This is a genomic window from Streptomyces sp. NPDC047043 (assembly GCF_040644055.1).
Lineage (GTDB): Bacteria > Actinomycetota > Actinomycetes > Streptomycetales > Streptomycetaceae > Streptomyces.
On sequence record NZ_JBEYVO010000001.1, the window covers coordinates 25,037 to 51,123 of the forward strand.

The window sequence follows — 26,087 nt, forward strand, 5'->3', positions numbered from 1 at the left end:
CGGCCCCCCGTCCGACGGGCCGCGTCACAGCCGGTCCAGCAGGTTCGCCGCCATGGCGCGCGCATGCTCCAGACGCGTAGCCGCGCCCTCCAGCCCGGCGCGCGCCATCGCGCCTTCCAGCAGGAACGACAGATGCTCGGCCACCGCACGGGCCTCTTCGGGCCGGTCGGGCAACAGCCCTTCCAGGTGTGCGGCGAGCAGCGACTCGACCTCTTCCTTGTGCCGGCGCACCACGTCCCGCCCCTCGTGCCCGGCGGGCAGTTCGGCAGCCGCGTTCAGCAGTCCGCACCCGCGAAAGCCGTGCTCGTAGGCGAAGGCGGCGTGATCGGCGTACGCGTCGAAGACGGCCAGTACGCCGCCGCGCCCGTCCTGGACCTCTGCCAGCCGCCGCCGGTACAGGCCCAGCCACTCCTCGTGCCGTTCATCGAGATAGGCCATCACCAAGTCGGCCTTGGAGGAGAAGTTGTTGTACAGGCTCATCTTCGCCACGCCCGCCTCGGCAGTGATCGTGTCGATCCCTGTGGCCGACACGCCGTCCGCGTAGAAGCGACGCGCTGCGGCGTCGAGCAACCGCGTACGCGCGCTTCCCCGCTTCTTGCTGGGCCGTGCTGCGGGGGTGGGAGTGTCACTCATTGCGCACCTTCCTGCTACTAGGTAGGTCAGTCTACCTAGTAATCGGAGGAGACTACACCCGGGATATTGACAACGACGCCGAGCACTCGCTGGATTCTGCGTAAGGCATTACGCATCACGCCTCAGCGGCGCGGAGCAGCGGACCTCGTATCCGCGTGGACACCACCCTGCGAAGGACCCCATGCCCATCCATCAGGTATCCACCACCGACTACCACACCGGCGGTGAACCGTTCCGCGTCGTTCCCGAACCGCCTGTCGCCATCGCAGGTGCCACCGTCGCCGAGCGCCGGATGTTCGCCATCGGCGACCCCGAGGTGGACAACCTGCGCAAGCTGCTGTGCTTCGAGCCCCGCGGACACGCCGACATGTACGGCGGCTTCATCACGCCGCCCGACGACGAGGGCGCCCACTTCGGTGTGCTGTTCTGGCACAAGGACGGCTTCTCGACGGCCTGCGGACACGGCTCCATCGCGCTCGCCGTCTGGGCCGTACAGACCGGCCGCGTCGCCCGCGAACCCTCCGGCCCCACCACGGTCGTCATCGACGTCCCCTCGGGCCGGGTCACCCTGCGCGTGCACACGGCCGGCGAACAGATCACCGGCGTCGACTTCGTCAACGTCCCCAGCTACCGCCTCGCCGAACACGTCACCGTCGCCACCACGCGCGGAGACGTTGTCGTCGACATCGGCTACGGCGGCGCCATCTACGCCCACTTGAACGCAGCCGGCGTCGGACTGACCGTCACCCCCGAGCACTACGGCGACCTCATCGCGATCGGCCGCGAGGTGAAGTGGGCGCTCAACGACACCGAACACGCCCGGCACCCTGTCGACGACCGCCTCAGCGGCGCCTACGGCACCATCCTCTACGACGACCTCGGCACCGACGAGAACGGCAACCCGCACCAGCGCAATGTCACCGTCTTCGCCGACGGCCAGGTCGACCGCTCCCCGTGCGGCTCCGGCACCTGCTCACGCGTCGCCGTGCTGGCGGCCACCGGTCGCCTCAAGCCGGGCCAGACCTTCGTCCACGACTCGATCGTCGGCACCCGCTTCCATGCCCGCATCGCCGGGGAGTTGACCGCCGACGGACACCCCGCCGTCGTACCGGAGGTCACGGGGACGGCGTACCGCACCGGCGAGCACCGCTTCGAACTCGATCCCACGGACGACCTCGGCACGGGCTTCGTCCTGCGGTGACCGCCCGGCCAACCGACTGAGCGGGCGCGGCACTTCTGGCCACGCCTGCTTCCAACTCCGGAGACTCAGGAGTCGTTCTCGGCCCGTCCCGCCCAGATGCCGCGGCTGTGAGCGAGGGTCAACTCGCCCTGGTCCGCGAGCTTTTGAAGCCCTGCATCCGGGCCTGGTCGCGCAACTGGCCGACCATCGCGACCAGACGGCGATTTCCCCGCAGCTCCAGCAGACCCAGGTGGAACTGTCGGTCCAGATCGAGGAAGGAGGTCAGGTCCCCTTCCCGGGCGGCGTCGGTGATCTGCTCGGCCAACGGAATGGCCTGGCCGTCGAGGAGTTCGGTGACCTCGGACGTGGCCGGCGGCGTTCAGCGCGGCCTCGCTCCTCCCCCGGCGCAACGTCCGGCTAGGGACGCGCCAGGCCGTCGATCATCAGGGTGAGGGTGAAGTCGAAGCGGTCGTGGCCCTCGCCGGCCGTGAGTTCGGCCGCGTGGCGGGTGGTGTGCGGGAAGGTCTCGGCGGGCAGCGCGGCCAGTCGGCGCCGGAGCTCGTCGGTGTCGAGAACCCAGTCCGCCTCGCTGTGGACCTTGCGCTGCTGCACGATGGAGATCTCCAGGCAGTAGGCGGCCACGTACAGCAAGAGGGCGTCGACGGCCCAGGCGGCGGTCTGCGGGGCGACGCCGCCGGCCAGCAGGATCGCCAGCATTCCCTCGCTGACGCGCAGGGCCTCGAGGTCGGTGGGGGCCATGGCGAGCGCGGCGCGGGAGATGCCGGGGTATTTCAGGTACTGGTCGCGCACCTGGATGCACACACCGCGGAGCTGTTCCCGCCAGGCCGCGGGGTCGGGCTCGGGCAGCGCAAGCTCGCCGCACAGTCGCCCGATGAGCAGTTCGTCGAGGTCGGCCTTGTTGACCACGTGGGCGTAGAGCGAGGCGGGTCCGGTGTCGAGCGCGCCGGCCAGCCGACGCATCGTAAGCGCCTCGTACCCCTCGGTGGCGACGACGCCCAGTGCGGTGTCGATGACCTGCTCCACGGTGATCGGGGCCGTGCGGCGCCGCGGCCTGGGAGCGGCTTCGGCATCGGGGTTCGGCGGCTGGTGACGTGCCGCGCGTCGCTCTCTCGGGTTCACCCGGCCACTATAACTTGACACGAACACTGTTCGTTCATAGAACAGTGTTCGTGACGACGAATGTGAAGCAAGACGTGGACGTGACCGTGGTCGGAGCCGGGCCGGTAGGCCTCGTGCTCGCCGCGGAGCTGGCGCTCTCCGGGGCGACGGTGCAGGTACACGAGCGACTGGCCGAGCCGGACGAGGGGATGAAGGCGGGATCGATCAACATTCCGACGGCCGAGGCACTCGACCGCCGCGGCCTGCTCCCTGCCGCCGAACAGGTGCAGCGAGAGATCCTCGAGCGGGTGGGGTCGTTCGCCCCCAAGGCCGACGACCAACAGCCCGGCGGCCACCGGCGAGCACGCGAGTCCCGCTTCACCGGGCACTTCGCCGGAATGGTCCTGGACGCCGACCTCGTGGACTGGTCCGATGCCGACCTCGCCGCGCACACTGCGGCCGACGTTGCGCGGATGGTGCCACAGCGTGAGCTGGAGCAGCTGCTGGCCGAGCACGTCGCACGACTCGGCGTACCGGTGCGCCGCGGGGTGGAGGTCACCGCGCTCGAGGACACCGGCGACGGTGTGCTCGTCGGGACCACGGCCGGCTCCGTGCGCACGGGGTGGCTGGTCGGGTGCGACGGCGGGCGCAGCACCGTGCGCCGCCTCGCGGGCATCGACTTCCCCGGCACCGACCCCGAACTCACCGGACACCTGGCGGTCGCCGACATCGCCGACCCGGAGAAGCTCGCGAACGGATGGGCGTGGTCGGCCCGGGGGGCGTACCGCTACGGGCCGCAGCCCGGGCGAGTGGTCACCGTCGAGTTCGACGGCGCTACCGCGGACCTCCCCCACGCGCGGCCCCGCTCGCGCGGGGCGACCCCCGCGGCGCCGGTGACTCTCGAGGAGTTGCAGACGAGTCTGCGCCGGGTCTCGGGGACCGATGTCACGCTGAACGCGCTGCGCGGCCGCGCGACCCGCTGGACCGACAACGCCCGCCAGGCCGCCGCCTACCGGTCGGGGCGGGTACTGCTGGCCGGCGACGCCGCGCACGTGCACTCGCCGTTCGGCGGTCAGGGGCTCAATCTCGGGGTCGGCGACGCCATGAACCTCGGCTGGAAGCTCGGTGCCGTGGTCGCCGGGTGGGCACCCGAGGGACTGCTCGACACCTACGACGCCGAGCGTCGTCCCCTCGGCGCCTGGGTGCTGGACTGGACGCGGGCCCAGATCGGGGTGATGCGCGGGGACGCCAAGTCGGCCGCGCTGCGGGAGGTCGTAGCCGAGCTGCTGAGCACTCGGGCGGGCACGACCTACGCGGTCAAGAAGATCTCCGGCGTCACACAGCGCATCGATCTGCCCGGCGATCATCCCCTGATCGGCCGCTACGTCCCCGATCTGTGGCTGAGGGACGGCTCCCGCCTTGTCGACCACGGTCACGCCGGCGGGTTCCTGCTGCTCGACCGCACTCCGGACGGCACGTTCGCCCGCCTTGCCGCGGCCTGGAACGGGCGTGTGAGCACCGTGACCGACGACCAGGCAACGCCGACCGGGGTGTTGGTACGCCCGGACGGTGTGGTCGCCTGGGCCGCCGACACCCCCGACACCGACGCCGTCACCGGCCTCGAAGCCGCCCTGAACCGATGGGCCGGCGCGCGGTCGTCCTCACCCGAGCACCGGCCGGTGGGCTGAGACTAGGCATCGCCCGGCCTCCTCTGCCAAGGGAACGGCTCTCGTTCAGGCCCCCGTGTCCGTCGGCTCGCCGGGCAGCCACTGCAGAGCGAACCAGAGTTCCATCCGGACGCCGGGATCCTGAAGGTCGACGTCGAGGAGGTCGGCGAGCCGTGCCAGACGGTGGCGCACGGTGTTGCGGTGGACCTGCAAGGCCGCCGCGGTGCGGTCCCAACTGCCGTGCAGGGTCAGCCAGGTGCGCAGGGTGTCGAGGAGGACCGGGGCCCCCGGTGCGCCGGCGCGGTCCAGTGGGGCGAAGCGGGTGCGGGCGAGTTCGCGGCCGTCGGCCGGGGGGACGAGGGCGTGGACGGTGAGCGCGTCGGGGTTGTGGATGACGGCGGGTGCCTCGGCGGCGATCGCGCGTTGCAGGGCGCGTTCGGCCTGGGTGTCGGCGTGCGGCAGGTCGGGTGCGGACATGGGTGCGCTGAAGCCGAGGACCCACCCCAGGTCGGCGGCCTGGGCGGGGACGCTCGGCGTGGTGTCGGGGGCGCTGGGGATCAGGGCCTTCAGACTGGGGCCGTCCATGTGGACGTAGGGGGTGCCCAACAGGGCGGCCAGGGCTGCGAGTTGAGCCGGGTCGGCGGCGGTCCGCGGTACCGAGGCGTCCCGTGCGGGCCGGTGTCGGCCGTGTACGACCGTCCAGTGATCGCTCGTCCCGTCGCCGGGCAGGAGGGCGGGCGCCACCTCGGCGGGCGTGGCCCCGAGCATGAGCCGAACCAGCGCGCCGACGCTGTGGGTGTCGGTGCTCAGGGCGTGCCGCGGGCTGGTGAGCAGGGCGAGCAGGACCGTCGCCGTGCTGGTGACCTGGCGGTGCACGACGGTCGGGGCCGTGGTGGCGGCCTGGCCGAGAGCCAGCGCCGTGGTGCTGCCGTCCGCACCGGGCAGGGTGTGGACGGTCAGGTGGACCCCTTGGGCGTGATGGGCCGCTGCCGCCGTCGGACCCCCGCCCCGCTGCAGTGTGCGTACCGCGAGGTCGTGGAGGAGCCGTGGCGCGGGGGACGAGGGGCGGGAGCCCGCGCTGAACAGTTCGGTGCCCTGGGCGTCGTAGAGGACCGACCAGGTTCCGGTGCGGGCGGCGAGCTGTCCGAGGACGGCGCGCAAGGTGTCCGGGCGGGCGGCGGCCGAGGCCAGTGCCGACTGCGCCCGGGAGATCTCCCGCAGCTCCCGGTTGCGGGTCTCGGAGATCGCCGCATACGTGGCCTGCCCGACGGCGACGAAGGGGGTGGCCGGCGGCAGGCGCAGCAGCGGCAGCCCGTGCCGGTCGCAGGCCCGGACGAGGTCGGGCGGCACCTCCGGGTGCACGGGAGCGACGCCGAAACCGAGCGCGGCGACCCCGGCGGCGACGACCCGGCGCACGTACATGTCGACGCCGTCCGCGTCGTCGGGTAGGCGCACCCCCGCGGTGAGGAGGAGTTCGCCGCCGACGAGGTAGGGCGTGGGGTCCTCGATCTCCGTGGTGCCGACCGTGCTGACCAGGCGGTCCTCGGGCGGCCCGGCGACCTGGGTCAGGCCCAGCCCCGGGTCGGCGAGCAGCACACCGAGCCGCACGGACGGCTGCTCGGCGTTGGCGGATTCATCCAACGGGCGTCTCCATATTGGACAGAAACTTCACTTCAGACCCAGTACACCCGGTGGCTACGGTCATGTCACCCCCCACCTCTCCCCGCTCTCCCTCTCCCCTCCCCGGAGCACCCACATGACCGTCGATTACCTCGTCATGGCCGTATACCTGTTGGGCATCATCGGCGTGGGCTGGTGGGGCAAACGGCGTGCCGCCTCCAAGAGCGACTTCCTGGTCGCCGGCCGCCGGCTCGGCCCCCTCATGTACAGCGGCACCATGGCCGCCGTCGTCCTCGGTGGCGCCTCCACGATCGGCGGCGTCCGCCTCGGCTACACCTACGGCATCTCGGGCGCCGCCATGGTCTTCGCCATCGGCCTCGGGCTGCTGGCGCTGAGCGTCTTCTTCTCCGCCCGGATCGCCAGACTGCGCGTCTACACGGTCGCCGAGATGCTCTCCCTGCGCTACGGCGACGCCGCCAGCGTGATCTCCGGCCTCGTCATGTGGGTCTACACCCTCATGCTGGCGGTGACCTCGACCATTGCGTACGCCAGTGTCTTCGACGTCCTGTTCGACGTGCCGCGCTGGGTCGCGGTGGTCGTCGGCGGCACGATCGTCGTCGGCTACTCGGCGCTCGGCGGCATGTGGTCCATCACCCTCACCGACATGGTGCAGTTCGTCGTGAAGAGCATCGGCGTGCTCGTCCTGCTGTTGCCGATCGCGGTGGTCAAGGCGGGCGGCTTCGGCGCCATGGCCGACCGACTCCCGCACGGCTACTTCTCGCCCACCTCGATCGGCGGGCAGACCATCGTCACCTTCGTGCTGATCTACACCTTCGGCATGCTCATCGGCCAGGACATCTGGCAGCGGGTCTTCACCGCGCGCAGCGACAGGGTCGCCGCCTGGGGCGGCACCGTCGCCGGCGTCTACTGCCTGGTCTACGCCCTGGCCGGCGCCTTCATCGGCATGGCGACGAAGACCCTCTACCCGAACCTGGCCGCAGCCGACCAGGCGTTCGCCACCATCGTCAAGCACACTCTGCCGACCGGCATCCGCGGCCTGGTCCTCGCCGCCGCCCTGTCCGCGATGATGTCCACCGCCAGCGGTGCCCTGATCGCCTCCGCCACCGTGGCCAACAACGACATCTGGGCCCGGCTGCGCCGCCGTACGGCATCGAGGGACCACGACGAGGTCGGCTCCAACCGCCTCGCCATCGCCGTACTCGGCGTCGTCTCCATGGCGATCGCCTGCGTCCTCGGGGACGTCATCGAGGCGCTCACCGTCGCCTACAACCTGCTCGTCGGCGGCCTGCTGGTCCCGATCCTCGGCGGCCTGGTCTGGCGGCGCGGAAACCTGCAGGGCGCCCTGACCGCCATGGTCGCTGGGGGTGCGACGGTGATCACCCTGATGGCGACCGACGGCCTGCTCGCCAACGAGCCGATCTACTACGGGCTGCTCGCCAGCCTCGTGGCGTACGTCGTCGTCAGCCTCCTGACCAGGCCGACCGAGGACACGATCGTCGAGGCTTGGCGCCGCCGCCTGGCGGGCGAGCAGGCGCCGACCGCGGCCGCCGCCCCGGAACTCAGCGCGGCCTGACCCACACTCCGCACCCGCACCCGCACGTGCCCGTACTCCCGAAAGGCTCCGATGCCCTCCCCCGCCTGCGCCTCGGAAGAACTCCGCCTGCGTCGTGAACTCGCCGCGGTCTACCGCCTGGTGGCGCACTTCCGGATGACCGACCTGATCTTCACGCACATCTCGGCACGGCTCCCCGGGCCGGAGCACCACTTCCTGATCAACCCCTACGGGCTGCTCTTCGAGGAGATCACCGCCTCGAACCTGGTGAAGATCGACCTCGACGGCAACCCCGTCGAGGAGACCCTGCACCCCGTCAACCCGGCCGGCTTCGTCATCCACAGCGCGATCCATGCCGCCCGGCCCGACGCCCACTGCGTCCTGCACACCCACACCAGGGCGGGCTGCGCGGTCGCGGCCCAGGAGGAGGGCCTGCTCCCGCTCAACCAGATCTCCATGGAGTTCTACGGCAGGCTCGGCTACCACGACTACGAGGGCGTCGCCCTCAACCTCGCCGAACAGCGGCGGCTCGTCGCCGACCTCGGCGACCATCCGGCGATGATCCTGCGCAACCACGGCCTCCTGACCGTCGGCGAGACCCCCGCCCAGGCGTTCCTGCGCATGTACTACCTGGACAAGGCCTGCGAGATCCAGACCACGGCCACGGTCGGCGGCGCGAAACTCGTCCTTCCCGACCCCGAGACCTGCGAACTCACCGCACGCCAACTGGCCGGCCCGGACCACGGCTCCGACCTCCAGGACGACAAGGCGTACGACCTCGCCTGGTCGGCACTGCTACGGCTCGTCCGACGCATCGCCCCTGACTACGCTACGGACTGACCTCAGGCGGTCGGAGGCTCGGCGGCCGGGTGCGGCAGGTCCAGCAGGGCCCGCAGCGGGGCCGACGAGTGCGGGCCGGCACGCCAGACCAGCGCCTTCGCGTACGGGATTCGAGGCGTCACCGGCACCACGGTGACCCGTGGATCCCCGGCGATGCCCCGGGCGCCGCCGGCCGCGAGGGCGATGCCGACGCCGGCGGCGACGAGTTCCAGCTGCAGCGCGACGTGGTTGGTAGCGTACGCGGGCCGGAAAGGGACGTCGGCCGCTTCGAAGGCCTTACGCAGACGGACGTACAGGCCGCTGTCCGAGCCGTATGTGATCAACGGGGTGGCGGAGACCTCGCGCAGGGACAGTGCCGGCTGTCGGGCCTGCGGCCGGTCGGCGGCGACGAGTGCCACAATCTCGTCGCGGACGAGGACCCGGTGTCCGAACAGCGGGTCGAGTCCCTCCGGCGGGACGGCGACGAACACCGCGTCCAGGGAGCCCTGCCGCACCTGGGGAATCAGGCCGGCGCTGACTCCCTCGAGGAGATTCACGGTGACACCGGGATACAGCCGGTGGAAGGTGCCGAGCAGTGCCGGGAGGCTGCTGCTCTCCACGCCGTCGGCCACTCCGAGGGCAAGGGCACCGGTGAGCAGACCGGAACGTGCGGCGAACTCGGCCTTCGCGGCGGCGACGGCCGTCGACACCGTACGGGCATGCGGCATCAGCGCCTCGCCCGCGGCGGTCAGCCGGACCGTACGGGAGTCGCGCTCGAAGAGCGCCTCGCCCAGTTCCCGCTCCAGGGAACGGATCTGCTGGCTGATGGCGGGCTGGGCGACATGGCAGCGGGCCGCGGCCCGCGTGAAGGACTGTTCCTCGGCGACGGCGAGGAAGTACTGCAGCGTGCGCACCTCCATGACATCAGTGTATTCCCTCTCCTTATAGCTGGAGGAAGACCTAGGTCTTTGACCTATGAGTAGTGCGGCAGCAGGCTGGTGGCACATCCACCGTCGAGTCGCTCCGACACGAGCAAGGAGTTCCGTCATGCCCCTGGTCCGCATCGATCTCGTCAAGGGCCGCAGCGACGCCCAGGTCCGCGCCGTCGCCGACGCCGTCCACGCGGCCGTCGTCGAGGTGCTGGCCGTCCCCGAGCGCGACCGCTTCCAGATCATCACCGAGCACGAGGCGAGCCGGGTCATCGCGCTCGACGCCGGCCTGGGCTTCGAGCGAAGCAACGACACCGTGATGATCCAGATCTTCACGCAGACCGGCCGCTCGACCGCGGTCAAGCAGCAGCTCTACGCCGCCGTCGCCGCCTGGCTGGCGAAGGTGGGTGTGGCCGGGGAGGACGTGTTCATCGGATACGTCGAGAACACCCCGGCGGACTGGTCGTTCGGCTTCGGCCGGGCCCAGTACGTCGAGGGCGACCTGGGCATTCCCGCAGCCGCTGCCCGCTAGCCGCACTCCGGTGGTGGGTTCGAGGTGCGTCGGGCCTCGATGTCGCCGCTCCACGCCCAGCCCTACGGCAGCATCGCGGCCACCACCAGGGCGAGCAGGCCGATGTACGCCCAGACCGAGCCACTGCTGGATGCCGTCCACTCTCGCCGGGCCACACCTCAAGCACATGCTCACCGACCGGGATCCCCCAACCGCGGGGCCGGCGAACGGCCCCGGGCCGCACGCTTGCGCCGCATGCCGCACCAGGTCCCCTCTTGCCTCCGACGGGACGGCACCGTACGCTCACCGACCGTACCGACTGGACGGTATGCCTGGCAGACGCATCGGTGCGCGACGGCGGCGGGCTGCCCGGCTGCACCGACCGCCGATCCCACGCGACCGTCGAAGGAGCCGCCCGAGATGAGCAGAATCAACCACCAGGTGCGCCTGGCCGCACGTCCCGTGGGAGAGCCGCGGCCCACCGACTGGGAGCACGTCGAGGAGCGGACGGGGCAGCCGGGCGACGGGGAATTCCTGGTGCAGGTGCTCTGTCTGTCGATCGACCCGGCGATGCGCGGCTGGATGAACGCGGGCAGGTCATACATCCGTCCGGTGGAGATCGGCGAGGTGATGCGCGCCGGCGCGGTGGGAAGGGTGGTCGCCTCCCGGCACTCCGGGTTCGCGGTCGGCGACCATGTGTCCGGCTCGTTCGGCGTGCAGGAGTACTGCGTGTCGGACGGCCGCGACGTGACCAAGGTCGACCCGGCGGCTGCCCCTTTGCCGACGTATCTCGGCGCTCTCGGCATGTCGGGCCTGACGGCCTACTTCGGCCTGATCGACATCGGGCGTCCCGAGCCCGGTCAGACCGTCGTCGTCTCCGGAGCGGCGGGGGCGGTCGGCAGTGTCGTCGGTCAGATCGCCAAGATCCTGGGCTGCCGGGTCATCGGCATCGCCGGCGGTGAGTCCAAGTGCCAGCTGGTGGTCGACGAGTTCGGGTTCGACGCCGCGATCGATTACCAGAAGGAGGACGTCCGCAAGGCGCTGCGCGAGCACGCCCCCGACGGCGTCGACGTGTACTTCGACAACGTCGGCGGTGACGTTCTGGACGCCGTGCTGCTGCGGCTGGCGCGCGGTGCCCGCATCGTCGTCTGCGGCGCGATCTCCCAGTACAACAGCACCACGCCACAAGGCCCCGACAACTATCTGTCGTTGCTGGTGAACCGCGCCTCAATGACCGGCATGGTGGTGTTCGACTACGCCGACCGGTACGCGGAGGGCATCGCCCAACTGACCACGTGGCAGGCGGAGGGCCGGCTGAAGTCTCTGGAGGACGTGGTATCGGGCCCAGTGGCGGCATTCCCCGACACCCTCATGCGGCTGTTCCGTGGCGAGAACCGCGGCAAGCTGGTGCTGAAGATCGCGGACTGACCGGGCAGAGGGAGGGAGAAATCCAGTGAAAGCACTGAGCTACCACGGCCGTCACGACATCCGCTACGGGGATGCCCCCGACCCGGCCGTCATCAACCCCACTGACGCGGTCATCGAGGTCACCACGGCCGGCATCTGCGGCAGCGACCTGCACATCTACCAAGGCAGCCCGTTCAGTCCGGAACTCGGCTACACACCGGGACACGAGTGCGTCGGTGTGGTGGTCGAGACCGGCGACCGGGTCACCCGCTTCAAGGCCGGCGACCGGGTCCTGGTGCCCGCATCGGTCGGCTGCGCCCTGTGCCGGTCGTGCGCGGCCGGGTTCACCGCCCGGTGCGAGCGCGCCAAGTCCAGCACGGAGCTCTGCTACGGAGTCAGCCCACAGCTGCAGGGCAGCCAGGCCCAGGCCCTCTCGGTGCCGTACGCCGATGTCAATCTGGTGCACGTTCCCGAGGGCATCTCCGACGAAGCCGCCGTCGTCCTGACGGACAACGCCCCCACGGCCTGGTACGGCTGCCGCCGTGCCCGCATCCAGCCCGGTGAGACGGTCCTGGTCATCGGCCTCGGTCCGGTCGGCCTCATGGCCGCCCAGTCCGCCTTCGCGATGGGCGCCGCACGGGTGCTGGGCACGGACCTGGTCGCGGAGCGCCGCGCCTTCGCCGCCAGCCTGGGGGTCGAGCCGGTCGAGGGCGAGGACGCGCGGACGGCCATCCGGGACATGACCGGCGGACGCGGGCCGGACGCCGTGGTGGAAGCCGTGGGCTCGGACGCCACCATCGAGCTCGCTCTCAAGGCCGTCCGGCAAGCCGGCCGAGTCAGCGTCATCGGGGTCAGCCAGAGCAAGGCGTTCCCCTTTCACATGGGGCTGGCGCAGGTCAAGGAACTGGAGTTCGCCATCGGGCTGTGCTCGGTGCACTACGAGCTCCCTCCCCTGATCGCCCTAACCCGTGCGGGCCGGATCAAGCCGGAGGTGGTCGTCTCGCACCGCTTCCCCCTCTCTGAAGGCCCGGCGGCGTACGAACTGTTCGCAGGCCGCTCCGACGGCGTCCGCAAGATCCTTCTCGACCCCGCCCGCTGACCCTGTTCATAGGGGGAGACAGGGTTTCCTTTCATGCCGGGCATTTCCTGGCACGGGCGAACCGCCCATGCGCGATTGACGGCGTACGACCTTGTCGCCACGGATCACTGGTCGCCGGCTATGAGCCGGCGGCTGGTCATCCGGCGGACCGGCGGGGCCGGCACACCAGTGCCGTCGAGGATTCCGCGCCAGCGCGCTCGTTGCGCGCGGCCGCGGTCCCGGCGCGATCAGCGCACGCGGCGGGACGCGGCTTGGCCGGCTCAGCCGAGCAGGTGCGCACTGCTCGTCCGACATGTCGGCCGCCCGCTCAGCGGGCCGACGTAGTGCAGCCCGACGGTCTGTTACTCAACTCTGTGCGACCGGGAACAACGAGCCCTTCCGCAGCTCGGGCATCCGCAGGTCGGAGGGCATCGACTCGGACCGCCCATGCCGGCTCGGTTCGCCGGGGAACCGGACTGCTTGCGGATGTTCACCGGCTTACCGATCTCCGCCCGGCACCACTCAACCCCGAAACGTGACCCACGTCAGACTTACAAGGCATCCCAACCAGTCGGTATGGTGCGCGGCCTGATCACTCTTCCCCGTTCACCTCAAGGATCCGAGCCGCAGTGGAAGGCCAGGCGATGACATACGCCGACGAGAACCGATACCCACCGTCAGCACCTACGGGATGGGCGCAGTCGCACCCCCAGCCCCACGGGGTCCCCCCTCGACACGATGCATACGGGCAGAACCCGTGGCCGGAGCCGTACGGGCACGACGCCCCGCGATACGACCCGTACGGGCGCCAAGCCCCTTGGGACACCTCCTACACGCCCGAGACTCATCGGCACGACGCCGACCTCGCCGCCCTCCGCTCCGCCTACCGCCTGCTCCGCAGGATCTCCACGCTCACCGCGCTCGGCTCCTTCGTGGCGTATGTCGTGCTGTCCTGCTACGCGCCCGGCCTGATGGGATCCAAGATCACCGGAGAGCTGAGCCTGGGCATGGCCCTGGGCGTCCTCCAACTCGTCGTCACCTTCGCGGCCGTCTTCTGGTACGGACGCAGCGCACAACGCTCGGTGGATCCACTGGCCCGCGCGGTCAGGGAGCGGGCGGTCCCCGTCGGCCGGGACGCGGGAATGGCGAGATGAACGACTTCAGCTCCGGGACACAGGCCATCGTCATGGTTCTCTTCACCACGCTGGTCACCGTCACACTGATGATGTGCGTCATGGCGGGTCCGGACCGCGACGACCTGACGAACTTCTACACCGGCTACCTGTCGCTCACCCCGCTCAAGAACGGCCTGGCGATCGCGGGCGACTACATCTCCGCGGCCACCGTGCTGAGCACCACCGGCATCATCGCGCTCGCCGGATACGACGGCTACGTCCTCGCGGTCAGCACCGCCCTGTCCCTGGTTCTGCTGATGTTCCTGCTGGCCGAACCCCTGCGCAACGCCGGCAGGTTCACCATGGGCGACGTCCTGGCCCGCAACATACCTGGACGGGCCGTGCGTGTGGCGGCCTGCGTGGTGACGCTTTCGGCGACCCTGCCCTTCCTGGTCGTCCAGCTCTCGGGAGCCGGGTCGCTGCTCACCTTCATCCTGAACATCCCGCACGTGGCGGGCGTCAGGACGGCGTGCATCGTCATCGTCGGCAGCCTGATGATCATTTATGCGGCGATCGGCGGTATGAGGGGCACCGCTCTCATCCAGATGATCAAGATCGTGCTCCTGCTCGGCACCAGCATCATCGTCGCCGCTCTCGTACTCAACCGCTTCGACTGGAACCCCGGCGACGTGCTCAGAGCCGCCCAGCACGGCAGCGGCGCGGGCCCCGCCTACCTCCAGCAGGGCCTTCAGTTGGGCACCTCGGCCGTTGACCGGCTGGACTTCGTCAGTCTCCAGATCACCGTGGTCCTCGGCGTGGCCTGCCTGCCCCACATCACGATGCGTCTGTACTCCGCGCAGGACGTGCCGGCCGTGCGTCGCTCCATGTCGTGGGCCGTCGGCACGGTCACCACCTTCTGCCTGCTCGTGATCATCATGGGTACGGGTGCGGCGGCCCTGGTCGGATCGCGATACATCACCGCGGCCGACCCGCACGGCAGAACGTCGGTGCTCATGCTGTCGCAGGTGCTCGGCGGGGGTCCCTCCTCCGCAGGCGCGACGATCCTCTACTCGGCCGTGGCGGGCATGGTGTTCATCACCCTGCTGTCGTCGGTCGCCGGGATGACCCTGGCCGCGGCCTCGTCACTCGCCCACGACCTGTTCGCCCATACGCTGCGCCGGGGACAGGCCGAGCCGCGTACCGAGATGACAGTGGCGGCGTGGACGAGCGTGGCCGTGGGAGTCGTGGCCATCGGGCTCGCCACCACGGTGCAGAACTGGGACGTCGGCGTGTTGACCACGCTGGCCATCTGCGTAGGAGCATCGGCGGTGGCACCCGCGCTCACCTACTCCTTGTTCTGGCGAGGGTTCACGCGCACCGGACTGCTCGCCACTCTCTACGGCGGCGCGGCCTGCGCCATGCTGCTCATGGTCTTCTCCAAGGCCGTTTCGGGCACGCCGTCCGCCGTCTTCCCGGACTCCGACTTCGCCTTCTTCCCCATGCAGTCCACCGGACTGATCTCCATTCCGTTCGGCTACCTGGCGGGTTGGCTGGGCAGCCGTCTGGACCACCGGCGCCGTGCCGCAGACAGCCGCGAGCAACGGCGCCTGTACGACGAGAGCGAGCCACGGCTGCTCGCCGCAGCCGAATGACCACGGCGGCGCGGGGAGGCCGGCTCCGGGCGGCCTCCCCGCGCCGGCCGCGGCCTGAGACCGTCAGACGGACGTGCCGGTCAGTGGCTGTTCGGTCCACACGGTCTTGCCCTCGCGGGTGTAGCGGGTACCCCAGCGCTCGGTCATCTGTGCCACCAGGAACAGGCCACGCCCGCCCTCGTCGGTCGTACGGGCGCGGCGCAGGTGGGGTGAGGTGTGGCTCGTGTCGCTGACCTCGCACACCAGACACCGCTCACGGATCAGCCGTAGGGTCGCGGGACCGTCGGCGTAGCGGTAGACGTTGGTGACCAGTTCGCTGGCGATCAGCTCAGTGGTGAACGCCAAGTGCTCCAGGCCCCACTCGGTCAGCTTGGCCGAGGTCAATGCCCTGGCCCGGGCGGCGCTGGTGGGCTCCGGTGGCAGACTCCAGGAAGCGACGTTTTCCGGTGGCAGCAGGCGGGTGCGGGCGATCAGCAGAACGACGTCGTCGCTGTGGCGCGAGGGCACGAGCGAGTCGACAACTGCCTGGCATGTCCGTTCCAGCGCGTCCGCAGGGCGGCTGAGCGCCGCACGCAGCTTCGTCAGGCCGATGTCGGCATCGATGTGGCGTTCGCCGATGATTCCGTTGGTGTACAGGCACAGCAGACTTCCCGGGGCCAGTTCGATGTCCCGGGCCTCGAACGGCAGTCCGCCCAGGCCGAGCGGGGGGCCGGCGGGCAGGTCGAGCAGAGCCACCCGTCCATCCGGAGCGGTCACCACGGGCAGCGGGTGACCGGCGCGTGCCACGGAGCAGCGTCCGGAGACCGGGTCGTACACGGCGTACAGGCAGGTGGCGCCGACGACCTGCTCATCCATGGGCCGTTCGCCGGCTGCTTCCCGTTCGGCCGCCAGCAGGTTGACCAGGTCGTCCAGGCGGGAGAGGACCTCGTCCGGTTCCAGGTCGAGGCTGGCGAGCGTATGGACGGCGGTGCGCAGTCGGCCCATGGTGGCGGCAGCGTGGATGCCGCGTCCCACCACGTCGCCGACGACGAGGGCGACCCTGGCCCCGGACAGGGGAATGACATCGAACCAGTCGCCGCCCAGGCCCGGGGCCGCGCTGGCCGGCAGGTACCGCAGGGCCACTTCGACGGCCGACTGGTCCGGAACGGCCCGGGGCAGAAGGCTGCTCTGCAAGGTGAACGCGGTCTGCTGCTGCTGGGTGAAGCGCCGGGCGTTGTCGATGGCGACGGCGGCGCGCGAGCCGAGTTCCTGAGCGAGGGTGAGATCGTCCGCCTCGAAGGCATCGGGACGGCGCGAGCGCCACAAGGTCATGACGCCGAGCACGAGGCCACGCGCGGCAAGAGGTACCACGATCAGGGAGTGGGCGCCCAGGTCCGGAGCGTCGGCGCCCTGGCGGCCTTCCGCCGAAAACCACTCGGGCGGGAGAACCGGTTCCAGGACGGGCCGTCCCTCGGCCAGGCATCCGACCTGCGGTGTGTCGGGCCCGAACTCCAAGGGGTCGCCGTGGGGGTGGGGCGGGCCGGGTTGCTGGGCACCGACGCTGCAGGTCCCCAGTCGCACCACGGGCCCTGCCAGAGCGCGCGTCGGTTCCTCACCGCGCGTCACGGGTTGAAGCAGGTCCACCGACACGTGGTCGGCGAGGTGAGGCACCATCACCTCGGCGAGTTCCCGGGCGGTCTCCGCCACGTCGAGGGTGGTTCCAATACGGCTGCCGACCTGGTCGAGGAGCGCGAGCCGACGCTGGGCCCGATGGCGTTCGGTGATGTCCTCGATCATCTCGGCCACACCCAGGATGCGGCCGGAGGGGTCCTCCATCCGGAAGGACGACACCAACGCGACCCGCTCTCGTGCCGGATCCTGCTCCAGGCGAGCGAACTGCTCGGAGTAGACCAGGGGCCGTCCGGTCTCCATCACCTGGCGCACCCGGTCCACGGCCTTGCGTTCGTCGTCGGGAAGGAGCATCCGGCCGGTGGGCAGCCCGCGAAAGTCATCTGCCGGTACGCCGCTGAACCGTTCGATGGCTCGGTTGACGCGGAGAATCCTCAGGTCGGGGCCGTGGACGACCAAGCCGATCGGGCACTGGCGGTACAACCCGTCGAGAACCGCGCGGTCCCTCTGCCACTCCAGGACGTCACTCGCGAGTGCCCCCGCAAGAAACCACTCACGGACCCGGCCATCGCGTGACAGCTCATGGGCCCTGAGCCCCAGCTCCACGAGCCCCCCGTCGCGGTGCCGCAATCGGAGCACACCGAACCAGCCGCTGGCTCTCCTGCAGGTCGCCGCGGCCTCAGTGACAGCCGGCAGATCACGAGGATCGACAAGGACCTCGAACGCCGGGCGACCGATCACGGCTGTGTCCGGATAGCCGAGCAGTTGCTGAGCCCGCCGGTTCCATCCGACCACGACTCCCCGGTCGTCGAGCACCGCGAAGGCGCCGAGGTGCAGGGCGAACGGATCCTCGTGGCTTTCGCTGAGCTCCTTCATCCGCTTCTCCACCGCTGGACACCACCGTGCACTCGGTCACCGACGGTCTGCCGCGGGTCCTGACCACGGCCGGTGACCGGCATGACGGCGTCCGCGGCGGTTGTTCGGCGTTCCCGAATGCACTGGCCTGCTGACCATGTAAGCCTATTGAAATCCGGCGAAGGTCGCGGCCTTGCCCGCGGCGTGCCGCCGTGTCGCGAAGGAGGGTGCGCCGCGTGAAATCCGCGCCACCCGGGTCGCCCCGGGCCTGATCGACACCCCGATGGGCCGCGAGGCCCCGGCCCGGCGGTCGTCGCGTTCCACCTGGCCCGCGCGCATACCGCTCGGGCGCCAGGGCACCGTTCGGGAGGTGGCGGAAGCCGTCACCTCCCTGCACGCTCCGGCCACCGGGTCCGACGAACAGGCCGATGACGCCACTGGAGGTCGCGAGGGCAGTGGATCTACTGCGGCCTCCAGTGACGGGGGCGGGGGCAGTCCCCAGGGGTCAGGGCATCGACCAGGACCGCCCCCGCCAGCTCACTTCGCCAGCGGGCCGAACTCCTTGCGGGTGTCCACCGGCTTACCGAACAGCTGCCACCGCTCGCCCTTGAACCGCATCAGCTGCATCGTCTCGATCGGGAAGGCGTCATCGGTTCCGGTGGTCAGGGTGACACCGGGCAGCAGCATGCCCACCTTGACGTCCTTGAGGTTGCGCACCGCGTCCCGCAAGCCCTCCCTGGTCGGGCACTTCATCGCGTCCAGGGCCTTGTGCAGGCTGGAGGCAGCGGCCCAGCCGTAGGCGTTGAACTGGTTGGCCGGGTCGGAGTCGGGCGCGTACTTGCGCAGCGCGTCCCGGTACGTCTTCATCTCCGCGTCGTCGGCCCACTGCGGATCGGCGGGGTCCTTGAAGTAGGTCGCCGAAACCACGCCCTGCACGTTCTTGAACCCGACAGGCTTGAGCACGGTGGCGGACGAGGACACGTTGTTCACGATGTGCAGCGGGTTCCACTTGGTGTTCTTGGCATCGGCGGCGAGGGCCTGGCTGCCGAACTTCGGCGTGGTGATGCTGAGCAGCACATCCGCCTTGGACCGGGCGAGGCTTGTCATCTGTGCGGAGACGGAGGGGTCGGTGACCTCGTAGCTCTCCTCGGCGACCACCTTGATGCCGCTGCCGGCGACGGCTGCCTTGAACCCGCCGAGCAGATCCTTGCCGAAGTCGTCGTTCTGGTGGAGGACGGCGACCCTGGCCTTCGGCTTCTCCTCCTTGAGGTACTTGGCGTACACCCGTGCCTCGGCGACGTAGTTGGGCTGCCAGCCGGTGGTCCACGGGTGGTTGTCGTCCGTACCCCAGACGGAGGCGCCGGTGGCGACGAACGGCTGCGGCACCTTCTGCTTGTTGAGGTAGTCCCACACGGCGGCCGTGGACGGGGTGCCCAGGGTCTGGAAGACGGCGAAGACCTTCTCCTGCTCGACGAGTCTGCGGGCCTCCTCGACCGCCTTGGGCGGCTGGTAGCCGTCGTCGCGGACGGTGAACTCCACCGTGCGGCCGTCGATGCCGCCGTTGTCGTTGACGTGCTTGAAGTAGGCGCTCACGCCTTTGCTGATCGTGCCGTACGCGGAGGCCGGTCCCGACAGTGGGTAGATGCCGCCCAGTTTGATGGTCTTGTCCGTGATGCCGGTGGTCTGCTGGCCCTTGCACGCACCGTCGGCGGCGGCGTCCTTGTCGTCCTGCCCGCGCTGGCTGTTGCAGGCGGTGGCGAGGAGCAGGGCGGCGGACACGGCTGCGGCAGCCCGCAGAGTGGTCGTCTTGCGCATGTGATTCATTCCTTTTCCGTGCGGGGCGATGCGCCCACGGGTTCGGCATCGACAGGTGCGGAATCCGCCGAGGTGAGCGGTGCGGAGGGGTCGGGCGTCAGGTCGCCGGGGGCGGTGCGGTTGAGGCGGCCGGCGGCAGCACCCCGGGCACGGCCCGCCAGACCGGCCAGTCCCGTCGGCGCCACGAACATCACCGCGATGATCAGCAGGCCGAACACCACACCGGGCGCCGCCTCGCTGATGTCCTGGGCCACGCTCGGCACATACACGACGAAGGCCGCCCCCAGCAGGGGTCCGTACAGCGAGGCGAGCCCTCCGACCACCAGGCCGGCCAGCAGCGTGATGGACAGGACAAAGCTGAACGAGTCGGGTGAGACGAAGCCGATCACCCAGGTGTAGACGCACCCGGAGACACCCGCGAACAGTGCGCTCCACGCGAAGGCGAGGGTCTTGTGCAGCGAGAGCCGTACGCCCATGACCTCGGCGGCACTCTCGTTGTCCCGCACGGCGAGCAGTGCCCGGCCGACCCGGGACCGCAGCAGGTTGCGGGCGAGCAGCAGAGCCGCCGCGGTGACGGCGAGGACCACGAAGTACATCCACTGGTCCTCGGCCAATCCACTCCACACGGGCGGTTGCAGCTTGTCCACCGTCAGGCCCATGGAACCGCCCGTGACCGGTTCGAGCCGCTTGAGCAGCGGCGGCAGGAACACGGCGAACGACAGCGTGACCAGGGCCAGGTACAGTCCGCGCAGCCGCAGGGCGGGCACACCGAAACCGAGGCCCAGCAGGAAACATCCGCCGGCCGCGACCGGCAACGTGGCCAGGTGCCCGGTGTCGTAGCGGTCGAGCATGACTGCCGCCGTGTAGGCCCCTGCCGCGAAGAACGCCCCGTGCCCGAGGGAGATCTGCCCGCCGAATCCGACCAGCAGGTTCAGGCCGGCCAGCGCCACGGCGTACACCAGCACCATGGTCAGCTGGAAGACCTGGAAGGGGGCGAAGTAGAACGGTGCGCCGACGGCGACACCCGCGCCGAGCAGCGCGGCGAGCGCGACCCGCAGGCGGCGGGCGCGGTCGGTGCCGAGTGTTGCGACGATCGTGCTCATGCGCGCTCCACCGCCGCCCGTCCGAACAGGCCCTGGGGCCGCACCAGCAGCACCGCCAGAATGATCACCAGGGGAACGCCCACCTTCAGATCGGCACCGATCACGTCCACGTACGCCCCGGCCAGCGTCTCGGCCACGCCCACGAACAGGCCGCCGACGACCGCGCCGACCGGGCTGTCGAAGCCACCGAGGGTGGCCGCGGCGAACGCGTAGATCAGCACCCCGCCCATCATGTTGGGCTCGAGGAACAGCACCGGCGCGACGAGCACGCCCGACACCGCACCGACTGTCGCGGCCAGCCCCCAGCCGAGCATCAGCACGCGGCCGACTCTGACGCCCGAGAGCCGGGCGGAGGCGGGGTTGCAGGCGACCGCCCTCATCACCAGGCCGACGGAGGTGTGCTGAAACAGCAGATAGAGCAGGCCCATCACGACGGCCACCACCGCGATGATCCCGAAGGTCGACCAGTCCACGCGGACCCCGCCCAGGTCGATCCCGCCGTCGGGGAAGGGCTGCGGGAAGTCCTTCACGGTGAACGACCAGATCAGACCGGCCACCGCGTTGACGAAGATGAACAGGCCGACCGTGACGATGACCATCGTCAGCTCTGGTGCGCTCTGCACAGGACGGATGACGATGCGTTCGACCAGCATGCCGCCGACGAACGACGCTGCCAGGGTCACCGGCAGCGCCAGCCAGAACGACATCCCGGACGACACGAGCTGCCACGCCACGTACGTGGAGATCATGGCGAGCTCACCCTGCGCGAAGTTGACGATTCCGGTGAACCGGTGGATCAGCACCAGGGCCAGCGCCAGGCTGGCATAGACCGCGCCGGAGCCGACCCCTTCCACCACTTGCTGAAGCAGTTCGCTCACGGCACTCACCCGCCCTTTCCGGAGCGGACGGAGACACCGAGGTACACCTCGGCGACCTGCCCGTCCTCGCGGATCTCCCGGGCCGGCCCGGACAGCACCAGGCGACCGGCCTCCAGTACGTGCGCCCGGTGCGCCACATCCAGCGCGAGTTGGGCGTTCTGCTCGACGACGACCACGGTGGTGCGTTCCTCCTCGTTGACGGCACGGACGATCTCGAACAGCTCGCGAGTGACCAGCGGCGCGAGCCCCAGCGACGGCTCGTCCAGGAGCAGCAGCGAGGGCCGCAGCATCAAGGCCCTGCCGATGGCGAGCATCTGCTGTTCGCCGCCGCTGAGGCTGCCCGCGGTCTGGCGGGACCGCTGGCGCAGCTTGGGGAAATAGCCGTAGATCCGTTCCAGGTCGGCCGCCACGGCTGCGCGCTCGGCGCGGCCCCGCCGCCACCGGCGGGCGCGCGAGTGGGCGCCGATGCGCAGGTTCTCCTCGACGGTCAGGTCGTTGAAGGTGCCCCGGCCCTCGGGTACGTGCGCCACGCCCAGACGGGCGGTCTGCTCGGGCGAGCGGCCCAGCAGCTCCGTACCGCTCAACGTCACCGAGCCGCGTCCGCGGACCATGCCGCACAGGGCCCGCAGAGTCGTTGTCTTACCCGCGCCGTTGGGCCCGAGGATCGCGCACACCTCGCCGCGTGCGACGGAGAAGTCGAGCCCCTGGAGCACGCGGGCCTGGCCGTATCCGGCATGCAGGCCGGCGACCTTCAGGAAGTCCGGCTCCGCATTCGCCTGCCCGGCCTCGGTGCCGTCGGAGGTGGGTTCCGTCATGCCGCCACCCCCAGGTACGCCTCAACGACCGCCGGGTCGCGCTGGATCTCCTCCGGCGAGCCCTCGGCGATCCTGCGCCCGAAGTCGAGACACACGACCTTGTCGCACAGGCCCATCACGAACCCCATGTGGTGTTCGACCACCACGAGCGTGAGGTCGAACTCCTGACGCACCGACCGGACCAGATCCGCGAATTGGTCGACCTCGCCGTGGCTGAGCCCGTTGACGGGTTCGTCGAGCAACAGCAGCCGGGGCCGTACCGCGAGCGCCCGGGCGAGTTCGACGCGTTTGAGCGTGCCGAACGGCAGCCCGGACGCGGGGTGGTCGGCGACCTCCGCCAGGTCGAGCCGCCGAAGCAAGTCGTCCGCCTGGTCACGCAGTTCCCTCTCGTCCCGCCGGACGCGGGGCAGCCGGAGCGCCGCAGCGAGGTGTCCCGTGCGCCCCCGGCTGTGGGCACCGACCATGACGTTCTCCCGGACCGTGAGCCGTGGGAACAGACCCAGGTTCTGGAAGGTGCGGGCGATGCCGCGCCCGGCCACGGAGTGCGGCGGAAGGGCGAGCAGGTCCTCGTCCTCGAACCGCACCGTCCCCGCATCAGGGGTGCAGCGCCTGGTGAGGCAGTTGAACAAGGTGGTCTTGCCGGCTCCGTTCGGTCCGATGAGCCCCACGGCGGTGCCCGGCTCGACAGTGAACGCGACACCGTCCAGTGCCGTGATCCCGCCGAAGCGCACGCTGATACCGTCGACCGCGAGCATGAGTGACGCCCCTTCCGAGGTGCTGGGGGGTGGGCGAGCGTCACAGTAGGTGTGGGCCTTCCGAGCGCACATTGGGTGCGAGCACCCAACTTCGCGGCCTCCGACTTGTGCGCCGCGCCCAACTCCCCCGGCATCTGGCCCTCCGAGCCTGTTGACGGAACACGAGGTGGCCAGCGACGATCGGCGCCATGCCTCGCGGACCCGCCCTGGGCGTCCCCACACGCTCCGACCCGCTCGGCCGGGAGCGGCACCGGATCCTGCACGCCGTCCAGGACCGGCTCGAGGACGTGGCGAAGACCGCCGTCGCGGTGATGCGCACGGAGATCCCGTCGTACGCACTGCAGGACGAGCGGTTCTTCGACGACGTACGGGACCAGGTCCTCACGCACTACCGGATGCAGCTGGCGGCGCTGGCCGGCGACCGAGAGATGGCCCCCGAAGACCTGGTCTTCAGCCGCGCGGCCGCCATGCGCCGGGCACGCGCGGGGTTCGCCCTCGAGGACTGGATCAGTGCCTTCCGGGTGGGCCGGCAGGTGTTGTGGGACGAACTGTTGGACTGCGCGGGGACGTCCGCCGAGGCACAGCAGGCCGCGCTGTCCCTCGTCACACCGTTGATGCGCTACGTCGACTACGCCAGCACCCATGCCGCGCAGGCCTATGTCGAGTACGAGCAGCACGTGGTCGCCGACGCGGACCGGGAGCGCCGGGATCTCCTGGACCAGCTCCTGGCCGGCGTGGCGCCGACGCGTGGTCCGCTGCTCGCCGCGGCGCAGGCGTACGGCATCGGACCGCGTTCGCCAATGATGGCGGTCGTGGCGGTGTGCGTCGGCGACACCCGCACCGGCGACCTCGCCTCGGCTGAGCACGGCTACGCGACCAGCGCTTCCATCGGGATCTCCGGGCCCTGGGCCGGCCGAACCCTGGTCGTCGTACGCCACGGCGAGGTGGTGGCCGTGCCCGTGGTTCGCACCGGCATGAACGCGGAGGACATCTGTGCCCACTTCGAGGCCGTGCAGCAACGGCTCGCGCGAGAGGGAACCATGCTCTCCATGGGCATCAGCACAGTCGCCGCGGGCGCCGGCGAGCTGCCGCGCGCCTACGAGGAGGCACGGGCCGCCCTCGACCTCGTGCCGAGCGGGGGCGGGGTGGCGGCACTGCCGCGCCTTTCCCCCTTCGACTACCTGGCGCTGCGCGCCGACGACCTCGCCCGCCAGCTGGTCGATCCCCGCGTGCGTGCGCTGCTGGAGGAGGACCACAGACGTGGCGACACACTGGCGGCCACCATACGGGCCTTCGCGGAGGCCGACCTCAACCTGCGCCTGACCGCCGACCGGCTGCGGGTGCACCACAACACAGCGCACTACCGGTTGCGCCGGATCGAGGAACGCACCGGGCGCAATCCGCGCCGGATCGCCGACCTCCTGGAACTGCTGGTCGCCCTCGCCATACGCGACGGGGCCGGGGAAGGTGGGGATCACCAGTGAGCGGCACCATGGAGTCTGCCGGGGCCGAGGCGGCACGCCAACTGCCGGACGAGCAGGAGGGAATGGCCCTTCCGGAAGCACCCACCGGGCAGAACCGAACGGCGTTTCTGGACGCCGCGCTGGAAGTGTTCACCGAGCGCGGTTACACCGACGCCGGCCTCACCGAGATCGCGGCACGCTCAGGCATCCCGGTGGGCAGCCTTTTCCAGCACTACGGCGGAAAGCGGGGGCTCTACCTCGCGCTCTGGGAGGAGTTCCGGGAGGAACAGGAGCGCCGGACCGCGGCCACGGTGACCGCCGAGCGCAACCGTGGCGTGGACGACCCCATCGCCCTCTTCGTGGCGGGAGCCAGGGCCTACCTGGAGGGCGCCTGGGACAACCGGCATCTCGGCAGACTCCTCGCGGAGGAAGACGGCCCCGCGGGCTTCGACGCGCTGCGCCGCCAGTGGGACCGTGCCTGGGTACGGCGCAACGCCCGGCTCCTGGAGGTGGACGAGAAGCAACGTGCCGGCCGGGTTCGGGTGAGAGTGCTCACCACCGTGATCGGCGGGGCGGCACGCGAGCTCGGCGACTGCGGGGACGACACGGAGGCCCTGGAGATCGTCGACGAGGTGTGCGGCATCCTGATCCATCTGACGGCACCGCCCAGCTGAACGCCTGGCGCGTGGCGGGGCGTCGGGCCCCGGCCACAGCTCGACGACACCTGACTCCCCGGGCGCCGGGCACCGGCCGAGGGCCAGGGCAGCTGCGGCCACTCGACGCCGAGGTTTCGACCGCAGCTCACCGCCCCGGCGTCGAATCCGCCGACGTCCGCGCCAGACACCGATGCCGGCTCCTCGCCTGAACGGGAGCGCGTCACCGAGAAGCCGGCCGCCGTCGATCACCATCGTCTCGCCGGTGATCCAACTCGCGGCGTCCGAGACGAGAAAGGCGACCGCAGAGGCGATGTCGGCAGGCCCCCCGATGCGCCCGAGCGCCGTCGCGGCGGACACGGCCTGCTCGTGGTCCTTCCACAGAGCCTCGGCCAGCTTTGTGCGCACCACACCCGGTGCCACCGCATGGACGCGGACCTTGGGCGAGAGTTCCAGGGCCAGTCGCTTCGTGAGGTGGATCAGTGCGGCCTTCGACGCGTTGTACGGTCCGATGTTCGCCTCGAAGGCCATGCCCCCGACCGACGCGGTGTTGACGACGGCGCCGCCGTGCTCGCCCATCCAGGCCCGTGTGGCCAGAGACGTCCACAGGACAGGAGCCCACAGGTTCACGTCGAAGGTCTTGGCGAACCGGCCGTGGTCCTGGTCAATCACGGGCCCGAAGGCCGGGTTGGTCCCCGCGTTGTTGACGAGGATGTCCAGGCTTCCGAAGCGCTCGAGGGTCGGATCGACACAGCACGGGGCCGCTTCCTCGTCGACGGCGTGCGCACCGACGCCGACGGCTGTGCCCCCGACCTGGGCCGCCTCCTGGGACCGGTGGC

At 70.4% G+C, this 26,087-nt stretch carries 22 protein-coding genes and 2 pseudogenes; 12 read left to right on the forward strand and 12 right to left on the reverse strand.

Translation table 11 applies throughout. The features are described 5' to 3' along the window. Positions 1-24 precede the first annotated feature (24 nt). Positions 25-633 carry a TetR/AcrR family transcriptional regulator gene (locus ABZ880_RS00105; protein ID WP_361254286.1) on the reverse strand — a complete coding sequence of 203 codons (609 nt, stop codon included), beginning with the start codon at positions 631-633 and terminating at the stop codon, positions 25-27. Between the two features lie 181 nt (positions 634-814). On the opposite strand from ABZ880_RS00105, the gene ABZ880_RS00110 reads away from it, so the two are divergent. Next, positions 815-1,834: a proline racemase family protein gene (locus ABZ880_RS00110; protein ID WP_361254289.1), complete on the forward strand. Its 1,020-nt coding sequence runs from the start codon at positions 815-817 to the stop codon at positions 1,832-1,834. Positions 1,835-1,952: 118 nt separating this feature from the next. Here the strand turns inward: ABZ880_RS00110 and ABZ880_RS00115 are convergent, their stop codons facing one another. Both ABZ880_RS00115 and ABZ880_RS00120 read right to left on the reverse strand, forming a co-directional pair. Next, complete coding sequence (locus ABZ880_RS00115) at positions 1,953-2,138, reverse strand: FCD domain-containing protein (protein ID WP_361254292.1); 186 nt, start codon at positions 2,136-2,138, stop codon at positions 1,953-1,955. Positions 2,139-2,230: 92 nt separating this feature from the next. Beyond that, complete coding sequence (locus ABZ880_RS00120; protein WP_361254295.1) at positions 2,231-2,953, reverse strand: TetR/AcrR family transcriptional regulator; 723 nt, start codon at positions 2,951-2,953, stop codon at positions 2,231-2,233. Between the two features lie 50 nt (positions 2,954-3,003). Between ABZ880_RS00120 and ABZ880_RS00125 the strand changes: the two genes are divergently transcribed. After that, positions 3,004-4,620, forward strand: coding sequence for an FAD-dependent oxidoreductase (locus ABZ880_RS00125; RefSeq protein ID WP_361254297.1), 1,617 nt, complete (start codon positions 3,004-3,006; stop codon positions 4,618-4,620). A 45-nt stretch (positions 4,621-4,665) separates the two neighbouring features. Here ABZ880_RS00125 and ABZ880_RS00130 read toward each other — a convergent pair whose 3' ends face one another. Then, complete coding sequence (locus tag ABZ880_RS00130; protein ID WP_361254300.1) at positions 4,666-6,240, reverse strand: PucR family transcriptional regulator; 1,575 nt, start codon at positions 6,238-6,240, stop codon at positions 4,666-4,668. 115 nt (positions 6,241-6,355) lie between these two features. On the opposite strand from ABZ880_RS00130, the gene ABZ880_RS00135 reads away from it, so the two are divergent. Both ABZ880_RS00135 and ABZ880_RS00140 read left to right on the forward strand, forming a co-directional pair. Further along, on the forward strand, positions 6,356-7,813 hold the full coding sequence (locus ABZ880_RS00135; protein WP_361254303.1) for a sodium:solute symporter: 1,458 nt from the start codon (positions 6,356-6,358) through the stop codon (positions 7,811-7,813). A 51-nt stretch (positions 7,814-7,864) separates the two neighbouring features. After that, the gene (locus ABZ880_RS00140) at positions 7,865-8,632 is read left to right on the forward strand and encodes a class II aldolase/adducin family protein (RefSeq protein ID WP_361254306.1); all 768 of its coding nucleotides are present in this window, start codon (positions 7,865-7,867) and stop codon (positions 8,630-8,632) included. Between the two features lie 2 nt (positions 8,633-8,634). On the opposite strand, the gene ABZ880_RS00145 is transcribed toward ABZ880_RS00140, so the two are convergent. Next, positions 8,635-9,531: a LysR family transcriptional regulator gene (locus ABZ880_RS00145; protein ID WP_361254308.1), complete on the reverse strand. Its 897-nt coding sequence runs from the start codon at positions 9,529-9,531 to the stop codon at positions 8,635-8,637. Positions 9,532-9,658: 127 nt separating this feature from the next. Here ABZ880_RS00145 and ABZ880_RS00150 point away from each other — a divergent pair, with 127 nt between their 5' ends. The 5 genes from ABZ880_RS00150 (at position 9,659) to ABZ880_RS00170 (ending at position 15,303) form a co-directional block, all read left to right on the forward strand. Next, the gene (locus tag ABZ880_RS00150) at positions 9,659-10,072 is read left to right on the forward strand and encodes a tautomerase family protein (RefSeq protein ID WP_361254311.1); all 414 of its coding nucleotides are present in this window, start codon (positions 9,659-9,661) and stop codon (positions 10,070-10,072) included. Between the two features lie 399 nt (positions 10,073-10,471). Beyond that, on the forward strand, positions 10,472-11,479 hold the full coding sequence (locus tag ABZ880_RS00155) for an NADP-dependent oxidoreductase (RefSeq protein WP_361254314.1): 1,008 nt from the start codon (positions 10,472-10,474) through the stop codon (positions 11,477-11,479). A 25-nt stretch (positions 11,480-11,504) separates the two neighbouring features. After that, positions 11,505-12,557, forward strand: coding sequence for an alcohol dehydrogenase catalytic domain-containing protein (locus tag ABZ880_RS00160; RefSeq protein WP_361254317.1), 1,053 nt, complete (start codon positions 11,505-11,507; stop codon positions 12,555-12,557). A 623-nt stretch (positions 12,558-13,180) separates the two neighbouring features. Further along, a complete protein-coding gene (locus tag ABZ880_RS00165) occupies positions 13,181-13,690 on the forward strand; it encodes a DUF485 domain-containing protein (protein ID WP_361254320.1) in 510 nt (169 codons plus the stop codon). Further along, positions 13,687-15,303, forward strand: a complete 1,617-nt coding sequence (locus ABZ880_RS00170; protein WP_361254323.1) for a cation acetate symporter — start codon at positions 13,687-13,689, stop codon at positions 15,301-15,303. Before ABZ880_RS00165 ends, ABZ880_RS00170 begins: the two co-directional genes overlap by 4 nt. A gap of 63 nt (positions 15,304-15,366) precedes the next feature. Here the strand turns inward: ABZ880_RS00170 and ABZ880_RS00175 are convergent, their stop codons facing one another. After that, positions 15,367-17,787, reverse strand: coding sequence for a SpoIIE family protein phosphatase (locus tag ABZ880_RS00175; RefSeq protein WP_361254326.1), 2,421 nt, complete (start codon positions 17,785-17,787; stop codon positions 15,367-15,369). Positions 17,788-17,959: 172 nt separating this feature from the next. Here ABZ880_RS00175 and ABZ880_RS00180 point away from each other — a divergent pair. Next, a pseudogene (locus ABZ880_RS00180) lies at positions 17,960-18,157 on the forward strand (SDR family oxidoreductase); the annotation flags it as partial. A gap of 146 nt (positions 18,158-18,303) precedes the next feature. Here the strand turns inward: ABZ880_RS00180 and ABZ880_RS00185 are convergent. The 5 genes from ABZ880_RS00185 to ABZ880_RS00205 are packed head-to-tail and all read right to left on the reverse strand — an operon-like array spanning position 18,304 to position 23,132. Then, positions 18,304-19,581: an ABC transporter substrate-binding protein gene (locus tag ABZ880_RS00185; protein WP_361254329.1), complete on the reverse strand. Its 1,278-nt coding sequence runs from the start codon at positions 19,579-19,581 to the stop codon at positions 18,304-18,306. Positions 19,582-19,586: 5 nt separating this feature from the next. Next, positions 19,587-20,684: a branched-chain amino acid ABC transporter permease gene (locus ABZ880_RS00190; RefSeq protein WP_361254332.1), complete on the reverse strand. Its 1,098-nt coding sequence runs from the start codon at positions 20,682-20,684 to the stop codon at positions 19,587-19,589. Next, positions 20,681-21,562 (reverse strand): branched-chain amino acid ABC transporter permease, encoded by an 882-nt coding sequence (locus ABZ880_RS00195; RefSeq protein WP_361254335.1) that lies wholly within the window; start codon positions 21,560-21,562, stop codon positions 20,681-20,683. Before ABZ880_RS00195 ends, ABZ880_RS00190 begins: the two co-directional genes overlap by 4 nt. Positions 21,563-21,567: 5 nt before the next feature. Next, complete coding sequence (locus ABZ880_RS00200; protein ID WP_361254337.1) at positions 21,568-22,377, reverse strand: ABC transporter ATP-binding protein; 810 nt, start codon at positions 22,375-22,377, stop codon at positions 21,568-21,570. Next, complete coding sequence (locus ABZ880_RS00205) at positions 22,374-23,132, reverse strand: ABC transporter ATP-binding protein (protein WP_361254339.1); 759 nt, start codon at positions 23,130-23,132, stop codon at positions 22,374-22,376. Before ABZ880_RS00205 ends, ABZ880_RS00200 begins: the two co-directional genes overlap by 4 nt. 188 nt (positions 23,133-23,320) lie before the next feature. On the opposite strand from ABZ880_RS00205, the gene ABZ880_RS00210 reads away from it, so the two are divergent. Next, positions 23,321-24,616 carry a helix-turn-helix domain-containing protein gene (locus ABZ880_RS00210; RefSeq protein ID WP_361254342.1) on the forward strand — a complete coding sequence of 432 codons (1,296 nt, stop codon included), beginning with the start codon at positions 23,321-23,323 and terminating at the stop codon, positions 24,614-24,616. Further along, positions 24,613-25,269, forward strand: a complete 657-nt coding sequence (locus ABZ880_RS00215; protein WP_361254345.1) for a TetR/AcrR family transcriptional regulator — start codon at positions 24,613-24,615, stop codon at positions 25,267-25,269. The genes ABZ880_RS00210 and ABZ880_RS00215 overlap by 4 nt, the downstream gene beginning before the upstream one ends. 222 nt (positions 25,270-25,491) lie before the next feature. Here the strand turns inward: ABZ880_RS00215 and ABZ880_RS00220 are convergent. Beyond that, positions 25,492-26,082, reverse strand: a pseudogene (locus ABZ880_RS00220) (SDR family oxidoreductase); the annotation flags it as partial. Between the last annotated feature and the right edge of the window lie 5 nt (positions 26,083-26,087).